This is a genomic window from Streptomyces sp. GMY02, from assembly GCF_019056675.1.
Classification (GTDB): domain Bacteria; phylum Actinomycetota; class Actinomycetes; order Streptomycetales; family Streptomycetaceae; genus Streptomyces; species Streptomyces odonnellii.
The window spans coordinates 3,863,494-3,876,481 of sequence record NZ_CP077658.1 but is presented as its reverse complement, the minus strand read 5'-3'; the positions used below and the strand labels follow the sequence as shown (position 1 = coordinate 3,876,481).

The window sequence follows — 12,988 nt, the reverse complement described above, 5'->3', positions numbered from 1 at the left end:
TCATCGTGCCCAGCCCGCACACGTCAGATCGTTCCCGGCCCGCACATCCCTCAGATCGTGCCCAGCTTCAGCAGCGACAGCAGCGCGATGAGCTGGATCGCCGACGCGCCCAGCGCCTTCGGCCACGGCAGGTCGTGCGACTTGCCCACCATCAGTGTGAAGAGCGCCCCCGACGCGATCCAGGTGACCCAGCCGAGGATCTGCACCAGGCCGTTCTCGCCGCCCAGGAAGACCGCGAAGACCAGTCGCGGGGCGTCCGTGATCGACATGATCAGCATCGAGAGGCCGACGGTCGGCTGCCACGCGCCGTCGCCGCCGAGCTGGCGGGCGAGCGTATGGGTCACCGCGCCCAGGATCAGCCCGCCGAGGACGAAGGCGACAGCCGTCGTCAGGACGTACGGGATGGCGGTCGTGAGCGTCGCGTTTATCGTGTCGTCGCGGGCCGCGTCGAAGCCGAAGAGCGCCAGCAGGCCGTAGAGGAACGTCACGATCAGGGCGGGGCCCCAGACCGGGTAGTCGCGCATCTGCAGGAACGTCGCGCCGGGGCGCAGCACGATGCCGCTCAGCAGGTCCTTCCAGCCCAGCCGGGGGCCGGCGGGCGCCGGGGCGGCGCCGGCACGGTAGGTGTCGCCGTCGCCGTACGGGTCCTCGCCGACGCTGAACATCTGCGTGTGGCCCGGGGTGTTGGCGTACGGGTCGCCGTGCGGGCCCTGCGGGGGCTGCTGGCCGTACGGGTCACCGAAGTACTCCGGCTCGCCGTGCCCGCCACCGCCGCCACCGCGCTGCGCACCGCCGTGCCCGCCCGGCCCGCCGTACTGGCCTCCGCCGCTGCTGCCCGCCGGGGGCCACTGCTGCTGACCGTACGTAGGCGCAGCCCGGTGCCCGCCGCCGTAACCGGGCGGCGGCGGTGCCGCCTGCCGTCCGTACGGCTGCTGTTGCGGTTGTTGCCGCTGCGGTTGCTGTTGCGAGGTGCGGTTGTCCCGGCCGCGTCCGATCCTGAATCCAGCCACGCGATCGAACGTACCTGGTCTTGGCGTCCGGCATCGCTGAGCCGGCCCAACGGACCGTCCATTGCGGCCGAGCTGTGACATCCCCTAAGGGGACCCTGGGGGGTTTGCCCCAGGAACCCGCCCAGGAACCGGGGGAGTTACTTCAGGAAGAGCGATGTGCTGAACGTGAGCACCGGACGGTCCGCGAAGCCCCCGCCGGTGCCACCGCCCTTGCCACCGCCCGTTCCCCCACCCGTTTCCCCACCCGTCCCGCCGTCCGCCCAGTCGGCTCCCGCCGTCCCGCCGCCCGTCCCCTCGTACACCGCGATCACATCCGCCGTCTCTCCCCGGTGCGTACGGGTCACCAGATCAGGCCGCTCGTCCCCGGTGAAGTCCGCGGAGACGAGCACCTCGGTGGCACTCTCACCGCCGCCCTTCCCGTTCGGCAGCGCGGGCGCGGGCGGCAGCCCCACCGCCTTGAAGCGGTACGAGCCGCCCGCGCGCCCCGGACCGTCCGGGCCCCCGAGCAGCAGCGCGCCACGAGCGGCCGTCCCCGGCGCGTGGGCGCGGGCGGAGTACACCAGGTCGTCGTAACCGTCGCCGTCGGCATCCGCCGCGGGCGCGGGCGCTTCGAGCGCCGGGCCGCCGCCCGGAACCGGCGCCGAGGCGCTGCGTGGGGCCCCGGCCCGGCTGAACGGACCGCGCAGAAAACTCACCCGGCCCGCGCTCGCGGTGACCGCCAGATCCACCGACCCGTCCCCGTCGAAGTCACCGCAGACCGGGTGGTCGGGCCACTCGTTGCCGAAGCGCGCCTGGCCGGGGATCCGCAGGACCACCGCCCTGCCGGTCAGGCCGGACGGGCCGCCGAAGAGAAGCTGGAGTGGTACGGGCGGCATGCCGGTGCCGTCGTACGGCGGGTCCGTGGCGATGACCAGATCGCCGTACCCGTCCTTGTCGAGGTCGCACGCCGCCATGGCGTCGAACGCGGCCGGGAGCGTGCCCCCGACCCGGGCGCCATGGGTCCGCGGGCCGAGGATCTGGCGTACGGCGGGATCGAGCGCGGCCCCCGAGCCCCGCCCCGTGCCCGTACCGCCACCCGAGCCCCGCGCCGTACCAGAGGCGCCCGAACCGCCCGCGCCCGTCCCGTACACGATCCCGATCCCCGCGTCGTCCCCGTACGAGTCGTCCGCCGCCTTGACCAGGTCGTTCAGTACGAGATCACGGTGGCCGTCGCCATTGAAGTCGTCCGGGAGCCGGCTGCCCCGGCCCTGCGGTACGGGACGGCGTGCGGCGTCGCCCGTGCCCGCCAGCGGCGCGGTGTCGCCGTTCTTCGCGTCCCCGCCTCCGCCGCTGCCCGCCGGGTCCGGGGCCGCCGTGCACCCGGCCAGCAGCACCGCCGTACACACGGAGGCACAGACGGAGACCACACCCGCACCGATCCGCATCCGCCATCGCATCCGCACGACCGAACCACCCCGCCCCACGCGTCCCAATCCGATGCGCACAGGTAAGCAGACGTACCAGCACAAGAAAACGGAGACGGCCTGCAAGCGCGAGAAAGCGGAGACGGCGACAGGCAACAAGAAGACGGCGAGCACAAGAAAGCGGCAAGCACAAGAAAACGGAGACGGCCGGCCCGGACCCGCTCCCAGTCAGGTCCGGCCGCCGGCCGTTCGTATCCCGAACACTTACCTCACGGGCCCGCTACTTCACCGGTTCAGGCTCCGGCGTGCTTTCCTGCGCGTCCGCACCCTCCGGCCCCGCGGGCGTCCGTACCGAATCGAGCAGCAACTGCGCCACGTCCACCACCTGGAGCGACTCCTTCGCCTGCCCCGCGTTCTTCTTGCCGTTGACCGAGTCGGTCAGCATGACCAGACAGAACGGGCACGCCGTCGAGACGATGTCCGGGTTCAGTGAGAGCGCCTCGTCCACGCGCTCGTCGTTGACGCGCTTGCCGATCCGCTCCTCCATCCACATCCGCGCGCCGCCCGCGCCGCAGCAGAAACCGCGCTCCTTGTGGCGGTGCATCTCCTCGTTCCGCAGTCCCGGGACCTTGGCGATGATCTCGCGCGGCGGTGTGTAGACCTTGTTGTGACGGCCCAGATAGCAGGGGTCGTGGTACGTGATGAGCCCCTCGACCGGCGTCACGGGCACGAGCCTGCCCTCGTCGACGAGGTGCTGGAGCAACTGGGTGTGGTGGATGACCTCGTACTCGCCGCCGAGCTGCGGGTACTCGTTCGCGATGGTGTTGAAGCAGTGCGGGCAGGTCGCGACGATCTTCTTGGACGACTTCGGCTTCTTCGTGGCGGCGTCGGCGGTGCCGTCCTCGTCGAGGGACTCGCCGAACGCCATGTTCAGCATCGCGACGTTCTCCTGGCCGAGCTGCTGGAACAGCGGCTCATTGCCCAGACGCCGGGCCGAGTCGCCCGTGCACTTCTCGTCCCCGCCCATGATCGCGAACGAGACACCCGCGATGTGCAGCAGCTCCGCGAAGGCCTTGGTGGTCTTCTTGGCCCGGTCCTCCAGCGCGCCCGCGCAGCCCACCCAGTAGAGGTAGTCGACCTCCGACAGGTCCTCGACGTCCTTGCCGACGACCGGCACCTCGAAGCCGGCGCCCTCCCGCAGCAGCTCTTTCGTCCACTCCAGGCGCTGCTTCTTGGCCAGGCCCCAGGGGTTGCCCTTCTTCTCCAGGTTCTTGAGCATCGTCCCGGCCTCGCTCGGGAAGGCGCTCTCGATCATCACCTGGTAGCGCCGCATGTCGACGATGTGGTCCACATGCTCGATGTCGACCGGGCACTGCTCCACACACGCGCCGCAGGTGGTGCAGGACCAGAGCACGTCCGGGTCGATGACGCCGCCCGCGGCGAAGCCGCCGTCGGACGCGGCCTCCAGCGTTCCGATCAGCGGGCGCTCGGCCTCCGCGAGGGCCGCGGCCGGCACCCCGGCGAGCTGCTCGGCGGAGGCCTTCTCCTCGCCCTCCGCGTCCTTGCCGCCGCCCGCCAGCAGATACGGCGCCTTCGCGTGCGCGTGGTCGCGCAACGACATGATCAGCAGCTTCGGGGAGAGCGGCTTGCCGGTGTTCCAGGCCGGGCACTGCGACTGGCACCGGCCGCACTCCGTACAGGTGGAGAAGTCGAGGATGCCCTTCCAGGAGAAGTGCTCGATCTGGGAGACACCGAAGACATCGTCCTCACCCGGGTCCTCGAAGTCGATCTCCTTGCCGCCGCTGGTCATCGGCAGCAGCGCGCCGAGGGCCGTGGAACCGTCCGCCTCGCGCTTGAACCAGATGTTCGGGAAGGCCAGGAAACGGTGCCAGGCGATCCCCATGTCGGTCTTGAGCGCGACGGTGATCATCCAGATGAAGGACGTCCCGATCTTGATCATCGCGATCAGGTAGACCAGGTTCTGCAGGGTGCCGGTGCTCAGCCCCTTGAAGGCGGCGACCAGCGGATACGACACGAGATACGCGGCCTGGTACGAGTCGGCGTGGTGCAGCGCGCCCTCCAGGCCGCGCAGCAGCAGGATCGCCAGCCCGATGATGAGGATGACGGCCTCGACGAAGTACGCCTGGCCGAAGTTGGAGCCCGCGAACCGCGACTTGCGGTCGGCCCGGCCGGGGAGCGAGAGCTGCCGGATGACGATCAGGGTGAGGATGCCGAGAGTGGTCAGCGCGCCGATCAGCTCGACGAACACCTCGTACGGGGTCCAGTCACCGATGACCGGAAGCAGCCAGTCGGCCTTGAAGAGCTGCCCGAAGGCGTTCACCAGGGTCAGTACGAGGGTGAAGAAGCCGACCGCGACGAACCAGTGCGCCACCCCGACGACGCCCCAGCGGTTCATCCGCGTGTGGCCGAGGAACTCCTTGGCGACCGTCAGGGTGCGCCGGGCGGGCTCGTCCGTGCGGGTGCCTGCGGGGACGTCCTGGCCGAGCCGTACGAAGCGGTAGATCTGGGCGATGGCCCGGCCGAACAGCGCCACACCGACGACGGCGAGCACCAGCGACACGATGATCGCGGCGAGTTGCATGGAGTGGCTCCTCGGGGCCTGCGCGGGTGGAAAGCGGCTGGTTACAGCGACTGATGACAAGAGTAGGAAGTCCCACTCTACTAAGCGGTAACTTAATCAGTCCGTGGCTGAGGTTACCCACTTGTCCCGCCGCAATGTAGCGGCGCAGCCGGTGATCTGCGTCGCTCCGGGGCCCGGCCGCCGCTCGGGGGTGCCGGCCGTGGTCGCGGGGAGCCCGGCTGCCGCTCAGCGCGCCCTGGCCGCCCCCTTGGCCGGGACCGCCGCCGGGCGCCGGGCGTGCGGCAGTCCGGGGTCGGGCCGTCGTACGGTGCCCAGCCAGTAGGTGTCCGCCCGGGAGTGGCCGCGGGGGAGGCGGTGGGGGTCCCGCCGGACCCGCGCCTTGTAGAGCGCGGGCAGGGTGTGGGCCAGGATCGCCAGGTCGAGCCCGATCCAGTGGTGCTCGACGTAGTGCTGGTCGAGGAGCGGTGTCTCGTCCCAGGGCAGTGTCGAGTGCCGCCGTACCTGCGCCAGACCGGTCAGTCCCGGCCGTACGAGCTGACGCCACGGCGCCGCCCCCGCGGCGGAGCCGACCTTCAGCGGCGCGGGCCCCACCAGGGAGAGGTCTCCCCGTACGACATGGGGCAGCCGGGAGAGCAGATCCAGCCGGAACCGGCGGGTACGCAGGGAACTCAGGATGAAGGGCCGTCCGTTGAGCCCTGTGCGGTAGTCGCGCAGGAATACGCCGTCGGCCGGCCGGGAGAGTGCGAGGACGAGGACGGCTGCCGTGAGCAGGGGCGCGGCCAGCACCAGAAGGGCCGAGCCGAGCGTCAGATCCAGAAGGCGCTTGGGGTCCGGGCGGTGCTGCGGGCGCCACATCATGCGTCGCTTCAAGGTCACACCTGACCGTTTCTGTGCGTTCTGTTACGTTTCAGAGCCTTTAGGGATTACATGGCTTCTGGCTCATTCAAGGTATTTGATACAGAACGATCGCATGGGGAAGCGTCGTGAACCGGGGGCAACCCGCCGGGCGCAAGGCATCCGCACAATAGTTGAGTCCCCTTGGCTCAGGTCCTTTGACTCGCTGGGGTCTGTGATGCATCCTTGAGCCTGTTCCACTCAAGTCATGGAGGAATCGAAATGGCACGTGCGGTCGGCATCGACCTGGGCACGACAAACTCCGTCGTCAGCGTTCTCGAAGGCGGCGAGCCCACCGTCATCACCAACGCCGAGGGCGCCAGGACCACGCCGTCCGTCGTCGCCTTCGCCAAGAACGGCGAGGTGCTCGTCGGCGAGGTCGCGAAGCGCCAGGCGGTTACGAACGTCGACAGGACCATCCGTTCGGTCAAGCGCCACATGGGCACCGACTGGCGGATCAACCTGGACGGCAAGGACTTCAACCCCCAGCAGATCTCGGCCTTCGTGCTGCAGAAGCTGAAGCGGGACGCGGAGGCGTACCTGGGCGAGAAGGTCACCGACGCGGTGATCACCGTCCCGGCGTACTTCAACGACTCGGAGCGCCAGGCCACCAAGGAGGCCGGCGAGATCGCGGGTCTCAACGTGCTCCGTATCGTCAACGAGCCGACGGCCGCCGCCCTGGCGTACGGGCTCGACAAGGACGACCAGACGATCCTGGTCTTCGACCTCGGCGGCGGCACCTTCGACGTCTCGCTGCTGGAGATCGGTGACGGCGTCGTCGAGGTGAAGGCCACCAACGGTGACAACCACCTCGGTGGTGACGACTGGGACCAGCGCGTCGTCGACTTCCTGGTGAAGCAGTTCGCCAATGGACACGGCGTGGACCTGTCCAAGGACAAGATGGCTCTCCAGCGTCTCCGCGAGGCCGCGGAGAAGGCGAAGATCGAGCTGTCGTCCTCCTCCGAGACGACGATCAACCTTCCGTACATCACGGCGTCCGCCGAGGGCCCGCTGCACCTGGACGAGAAGATCAGCCGCGCCCAGTTCCAGCAGCTCACCGCTGATCTGCTGGACCGCTGCAAGACCCCGTTCCACAACGTCATCAAGGACGCCGGGATCCAGCTCTCCGAGATCGACCACGTGGTGCTGGTCGGCGGCTCGACCCGTATGCCCGCCGTCGCGGAGCTGGTCAAGGAGCTGACGGGCGGCCGCGAGGCCAACAAGGGCGTCAACCCGGACGAGGTCGTCGCCATCGGCGCCGCGCTCCAGGCCGGTGTCCTCAAGGGCGAGGTCAAGGACGTCCTGCTGCTCGACGTCACCCCGCTGTCCCTCGGTATCGAGACCAAGGGCGGCATCATGACCAAGCTGATCGAGCGGAACACGACGATCCCGACGAAGCGCTCCGAGATCTTCACCACGGCCGAGGACAACCAGCCGTCGGTGCAGATCCAGGTCTACCAGGGCGAGCGCGAGATCGCGGCGTACAACAAGAAGCTCGGGATGTTCGAGCTGACCGGTCTGCCGCCCGCCCCGCGCGGTGTGCCGCAGATCGAGGTCGCGTTCGACATCGACGCCAACGGCATCATGCACGTCGCCGCGAAGGACCTCGGCACCGGCAAGGAGCAGAAGATGACCGTCACCGGCGGCTCCTCGCTGCCGAAGGACGAGGTCAACCGGATGCGTGAGGAGGCCGAGCAGTACGCGGACGAGGACCACCGCCGCCGCGAGGCCGCCGAGACGCGCAACCAGGCCGAGCAGCTCGTCTACCAGACGGAGAAGTTCCTCAAGGACAACGAGGAGAAGGTCCCCGGCGACGTCAAGGCCGAGGTCGAGGTGGCCATCGGCGAGCTGAAGGAGAAGCTGAAGGGCGAGGACACCGCGGAGATCCGTACCTCCACGGAGAAGCTCGCGGCCGTCTCCCAGAAGCTCGGCCAGGCGATGTACGCGGACGCCCAGGCCAGTGCCGCCGCGGGCGGCGCCGACGGTGCCGCGGGCGCCGGGCGGACCCAGGCCGACGACGATGTCGTCGACGCCGAGATCGTGGACGACGAGCGGCCCAAGAAGGACGGTGCGGTGTGACCGAGGAGACCCCGGGCTTCGACGAGAAGCCCGACGTCCCCTCAGGCGCCGGACACGATGACGCCACGCCGAATGCCGCCGAGCCGGACCCCCTGCGGGATCCGGGCCCGGCGGCCTCGGCCGGGGACGTACAGGAAGTAGCGCTGACCGCGCGGCTGGACCAGGTCCGTATGGCGCTCAACGAGCGCACCGCGGATCTCCAGCGGCTCCAGGCCGAATACCAGAACTACCGCCGGCGGGTGGAGCGCGACCGCGTCACGGTCAAGGAGATCGCCGTCGCGAGTCTGCTGACCGAGCTGCTTCCCGTGCTCGACGACATCGGCCGGGCGCGGGACCACGAGGAGCTGGTGGGCGGCTTCAAGTCGGTGGCCGAGTCACTGGAGACGGTTGTCGCGAAGCTGGGCCTCCAGCAGTTCGGCAAGGAGGGCGAGCCCTTCGACCCGACGGTCCACGAGGCCCTGATGCACTCGTACGCGCCGGATGTCACGGAGACGACGTGCGTCGCGATCCTCCAGCCTGGGTACCGGTTCGGCGAGCGGACGATCCGGCCGGCCCGGGTCGCGGTGGCCGAGCCCCAGCCCGGGGCCCAGCCCAAGTCCGCCGACGAGCAGGCCGAGCCGGCGAACGACAAGGAGAGCGGTGGCCCGGAGGAGGGCTGACGCGGTGCCGGCCGGAGACGGCAGGGGCATTGACGGCGACGGAGAGGAGGGACGTCGGGAATGAGCACGAAGGACTTCGTGGAGAAGGACTACTACAAGGTTCTCGGCGTCCCGAAGGACGCGACCGAGGCCGAGATCAAGAAGGCGTACCGGAAGCTCGCCCGCGAGTTCCACCCGGACGCCAACAAGGGCGACCTCAAGGCCGAGGAGCGCTTCAAGGAGGTCTCCGAGGCGAATGACGTCCTCGGCGACCCCAAGAGGCGCAAGGAGTACGACGAGGCGCGCGCCCTGTTCGGCAACGGCGGGTTCCGGCCCGGACCCGGCGCCGGCGGCAACGGCTCGTTCAACTTCGACCTGAGCGACCTCTTCGGCGGTGCCCAGGGCGGTACGCAGCCGGGCACCGGCGCCGGCGGCTTCGGCGGCGGGCTCGGGGACGTCTTCGGCGGCATCTTCAACCGCGGTGGTACGGGCACCCGTACGCAGCCGCGGCGCGGCCAGGACATCGAGTCCGAGGTGACGCTCAGCTTCACCGAGGCGGTCCACGGCGCGACGGTCCCGCTGCGGATGTCCAGCCAGGCGCCCTGCAAGGTCTGTTCGGGCACGGGCGACAAGAACGGCACACCGCGGGTCTGCCCGACCTGTGTGGGCACCGGGCAGGTCTCGCGCGGCACCGGCGGCGGCTTCTCGCTCACCGACCCGTGCGTGGACTGCAAGGGCCGCGGGCTGATCGCCCAGGACCCCTGCGAGGTCTGCAAGGGCAGTGGGCGGGCCAGGTCCTCGCGGACCATGCAGGTCCGGATCCCGGCGGGCGTCAGCGACGGCCAGCGGATCCGGCTGCGCGGCAAGGGCGCTCCCGGCGAGCGCGGCGGCCCGGGCGGCGATCTCTATGTCGTCGTGCATGTCGACGCGCACCCGGTGTTCGGCCGCAAGGACGACAACCTCACGGTCACCGTGCCCGTCACCTTCACGGAGGCGGCGCTCGGCGGCGAGGTGAAGGTGCCGACCCTCGGTGGCCCGCCGGTCACGCTGAAGCTGCCCCCGGGGACGCCCAACGGCCGTACGATGCGAGCGCGTGGCAAGGGCGCCGTGCGGAAGGACGGCACCCGTGGCGACCTGCTGGTCACGGTCGAGGTCGTGGTGCCCAGGGATCTCGGCGCGCAGGCACGTGACGCGCTGGAGGCCTACCGCAAGGCGACCGCGGACGAAGACCCGCGGGCGGAGCTGTTCCAGGCGGCGAAGGGAGCGTGAGCCCCGTGAACATGGCTGACAGGGCGGACAGGCCCGGTGGGGACGGCCGGCGGCGCAATCCGTACCAGCTCACCGAGGAGACGCCGGTGTACGTCATCTCGGTGGCGGCCCAGCTCTCCGGGCTGCATCCGCAGACCCTCAGACAGTACGACCGCCTCGGTCTGGTCTCCCCGGACCGTACGGCGGGACGCGGGCGCCGCTACTCGGCCCGTGACATCGAACTGCTCCGGCAGGTGCAGCAGTTGTCGCAGGACGAGGGAATCAATCTGGCCGGTATCAAGCGGATCATCGAGCTGGAGAACCAGGTGGCCGCGCTCCAGTCCAGGATCGCCGAACTGTCGGCGGCGGTGGACGGCGCGGCGGCGGCGATGCGGCAGCGCGAGGCGCAGGTGCACGCTTCGTACCGGCGGGATCTGGTGCCGTATCAGGATGTGCAGCAGGCGAGCGCGCTGGTGGTCTGGCGGCCGAAGAGGCCGACGGAGTAGGGCGGGCGCTTACGCAGGGGAGCAGGGCGGGCGCTTGCGCAGGCCCGGGGGGCGGCGGCTCAGGGACGGGCGGCCCGGTGGCCCTGTACGGCTCTGTGAGGGACCCTCAGCCCATAGGTGGGGCTGGGGGTCCTTTCCTGTCTGTCGCGGGTCCTTACCCGTCTCCGGTCCGGCCGCCCCCGTACCGCCCCCGTGGCTCCCGTACCGCTCCCGTCGCCCCGCGTACCCCCGCTCAGCTTTCCTCCTCGCGGTCCAGGATCCCGGACTGCGCCACCAGATAACCGAGCTGCGCCCGGCTGCCGCTGCCCAGGGTCGTGGCCAGCTTGGCGATGTGCGCGCGGCACGTCCGTACGTTCATCCCCAGGCGCCGGGCGATGGCCTCGTCCACGTACCCCTCGACCAGAAGCCTCGCTATGGACCGCTGGATGCCCGTGATGCCGTCGGGGGTGGGCTCGTACGCCACCTGCTCCGTGAGGGGCGTGGCGCGCCGCCAGAGCTGCTCGAAGACCTGCGCCAGATAGTCGACCAGCCCCGGGTGGCGCAGCTCCAGGGCGATCTGCCGGTCGGAGCGCGCCGGTATGTACGCCACCGTGCGGTCGAAGATGATCAGCCGCTCTATCAGTTCTTCGAGTGTCCGTATCTCGACCTTGCCCTCGGCCAGCCTCTCCGCGTAGGCGAGGGTGCCCTGGCTGTGCCGGACGGTGTGCTGGTAGAGGGTGCGCAGACTGATGCCGCGGTCGACCACGGCCCGGCCGCGCTCCAGCGCCTCCGCCAGCACATGTTCGCTGCGCCCGCCGCCGGGCTGCACGGTGAGGACCTCGGTCCTGCACTCGGCGGTGGACAGGTCGAGCGCCGCGTTGATACGGCTGACGCCCTCCAGGACCGTGATCGCGTGGGTGGTCGGCGGGTCCTGTGCGCTGATCGTCATGAACGGCTCGAAAGAGTCGGTCAGTTCTACGGCGAAGTGACGGCGTTCCTGGATCTCGCGCTCTATCGGATGGAGCCGCTTGGCGAGCGCCGCGGACGGCGGAACAGGGCGAAGCCATGCCGCGTCGTCCGGATCGGGGTGCAGAAGCGCGAATTCCATGAGGCATGGAGTCCCCGCGGCCTCGCTCCGGGCTATGCGGCCGGAGCGCAGCGCACTGGCGTAAAGCCGTCTGCCGTCATCACACAAATCGGTGACGGCATGGGGATGTGTCTGTTTTGAGTCGTTCGCTGGCAAATCTCCACCCCCCAGGGTCCTGAACATACAGGAACATGATGCCTCGTCCCGGTGGTGTTGACGTGCTCGGGTGAGACATCGTCTACATGGCGGGGGAGAGGAATCCATCAAGTGAGGACGAAGCCGACTATGTACAAGAGAATGCTTCGCGCGGTGGTAGCCACTGCTTTCTCTGCGGCTCTGGCCTATGGCGCGCTGGCTGTCGGGGGGGACATCAGCTGGGACTCCACGCCGGCCGGATCCACTGTTCAGAGTGCTCAGGGCCCGACGTCGGGTGACATAAGCTGGGACAGCGCTCCGCAGGACGTTACCCCGGGCGACATCGGTTGGGACGTGGCACCGGCGCAGAGCAGCCGGGTCCCCGCATCGGCCGATCCGAGCGCGTGACCGTCCCGCCGGACGACCGGGTCTTCCGGCGCGAGATGGCCACGGCCTACCGGTCGGGATGGCACTTCATCGATCTTGTCACGGCCATTCCTCACCGTGGCGACTCGCTGATGGTCACCCTGTTCGGAGAGCCGATCGTCGTCGTACGCGAGGAGGACGAGGACGTCCGCGCCTACCGCTGCCTTCGGAGGCCGCGTGGGGCTCCGCAGCCGGTTCGATGTGCCATCCGTTACGACATGATCTTCGTGAACCTCGACCAGAGGGACCACCAACTGGTCGAACCGCAGACCACCATCGCCACCCCCCGCAGCGCCTGAGCGATTCCCCCGTCGTTGTAAATCGCTCTGGCGCTTCCCCCACACAACGGCGCCATCGTGGACCTGAAACACGATGGCGCCGTTGTGCTGCCCGGACTCGGGTCGTGCCGTGTCCCGGCCGTCCGGGCCTTCCGGGTCCGGTCCGCGCTGTCCGGTGAATCCGCGCTGTCTCGTGGATCCGCCCGTGGATCTGCCCGCACTCCGTGCGCCTCAGGCGCGGCCCATCGCCCGGTCCAGGGCGATCTCGATGACGATCCGGTCCGGGTTGGGCGAGGGAGTACGTCCGTACCGTTCCGCGTAGCGGCGCACCGCGTCCGCCACCAGCTCCGGTTCCGTACGGACCGTGGCGCGGCCCTCCAGCGTCGCCCAGTGGCCGCGCTTGACCTGGCACACCGCCACCCGCGCGCCCCCCGGGCCCGCCGCCAGGATGTTGGCGACCTTGCTGCTGTTCTTGTTGGTGATGATCCGCGCGAGCCCGGCCTCCGGGTCGTACGTCACGCCCACCGGGACCACATGCGGGGTGCCGTCCGGGCGGAGTGTGGTCAGGGTGCACACATGGTGCTCGCGCCAGAACGCGAGAAAATCGGGGCTGGGATCCCGTACGTCGATGGACATACCGGAAGCCTAGGGTGGCGCCCTTGAGTGGAATAGACTCAACTTTGCATAGGTTGACGCAGTCAGG

General features: G+C 69.7%; 11 protein-coding genes. 5 read left to right on the top strand and 6 right to left on the bottom strand.

The window, feature by feature from the left end; all coding sequences use genetic code 11:
• Window positions 1–50: 50 nt before the first annotated feature.
• The 4 genes from KQY30_RS16265 to KQY30_RS16250 all read right to left on the bottom strand — a co-directional run bounded on the left by KQY30_RS16265 (window position 51) and on the right by KQY30_RS16250 (window position 5,873).
• Window positions 51–1,010 (bottom strand): Yip1 family protein, encoded by a 960-nt coding sequence (locus KQY30_RS16265; protein WP_217307439.1) that lies wholly within the window; start codon window positions 1,008–1,010, stop codon window positions 51–53.
• Window positions 1,011–1,147: 137 nt separating this feature from the next.
• Window positions 1,148–2,446: an FG-GAP-like repeat-containing protein gene (locus KQY30_RS16260; protein ID WP_254407603.1), complete on the bottom strand. Its 1,299-nt coding sequence runs from the start codon at window positions 2,444–2,446 to the stop codon at window positions 1,148–1,150.
• Between the two features lie 247 nt (window positions 2,447–2,693).
• Window positions 2,694–5,015 (bottom strand): (Fe-S)-binding protein, encoded by a 2,322-nt coding sequence (locus tag KQY30_RS16255; RefSeq protein WP_217307437.1) that lies wholly within the window; start codon window positions 5,013–5,015, stop codon window positions 2,694–2,696.
• 225 nt (window positions 5,016–5,240) lie between these two features.
• A complete protein-coding gene (locus tag KQY30_RS16250) occupies window positions 5,241–5,873 on the bottom strand; it encodes a sugar transferase (protein WP_217311097.1) in 633 nt (210 codons plus the stop codon).
• Window positions 5,874–6,131: 258 nt separating this feature from the next.
• Between KQY30_RS16250 and dnaK the strand changes: the two genes are divergently transcribed.
• The 4 genes from dnaK to KQY30_RS16230 are packed head-to-tail and all read left to right on the top strand — an operon-like array spanning window position 6,132 to window position 10,380.
• Window positions 6,132–7,988, top strand: a complete 1,857-nt coding sequence (dnaK, locus tag KQY30_RS16245; protein WP_046500254.1) for a molecular chaperone DnaK — start codon at window positions 6,132–6,134, stop codon at window positions 7,986–7,988.
• A complete protein-coding gene (gene grpE, locus KQY30_RS16240) occupies window positions 7,985–8,647 on the top strand; it encodes a nucleotide exchange factor GrpE (protein ID WP_217307436.1) in 663 nt (220 codons plus the stop codon). Before dnaK ends, grpE begins: the two co-directional genes overlap by 4 nt.
• Before the next feature lie 60 nt (window positions 8,648–8,707).
• Entirely contained in the window at window positions 8,708–9,895 is a 1,188-nt protein-coding gene (gene dnaJ / locus KQY30_RS16235) for a molecular chaperone DnaJ (RefSeq protein WP_217307435.1), read from the top strand.
• Between the two features lie 11 nt (window positions 9,896–9,906).
• Window positions 9,907–10,380 carry a helix-turn-helix domain-containing protein gene (locus KQY30_RS16230; protein ID WP_046500259.1) on the top strand — a complete coding sequence of 158 codons (474 nt, stop codon included), beginning with the start codon at window positions 9,907–9,909 and terminating at the stop codon, window positions 10,378–10,380.
• A gap of 232 nt (window positions 10,381–10,612) precedes the next feature.
• Here the strand turns inward: KQY30_RS16230 and KQY30_RS16225 are convergent, their stop codons facing one another.
• Window positions 10,613–11,629, bottom strand: coding sequence for a helix-turn-helix transcriptional regulator (locus KQY30_RS16225; RefSeq protein ID WP_217307434.1), 1,017 nt, complete (start codon window positions 11,627–11,629; stop codon window positions 10,613–10,615).
• Window positions 11,630–11,985: 356 nt separating this feature from the next.
• On the opposite strand from KQY30_RS16225, the gene KQY30_RS16220 reads away from it, so the two are divergent.
• Window positions 11,986–12,306 (top strand): (2Fe-2S)-binding protein, encoded by a 321-nt coding sequence (locus tag KQY30_RS16220; protein WP_046495139.1) that lies wholly within the window; start codon window positions 11,986–11,988, stop codon window positions 12,304–12,306.
• A 210-nt stretch (window positions 12,307–12,516) separates the two neighbouring features.
• Here the strand turns inward: KQY30_RS16220 and KQY30_RS16215 are convergent, their stop codons facing one another.
• On the bottom strand, window positions 12,517–12,921 hold the full coding sequence (locus KQY30_RS16215; protein WP_217307433.1) for a pyridoxamine 5'-phosphate oxidase family protein: 405 nt from the start codon (window positions 12,919–12,921) through the stop codon (window positions 12,517–12,519).
• Between the last annotated feature and the right edge of the window lie 67 nt (window positions 12,922–12,988).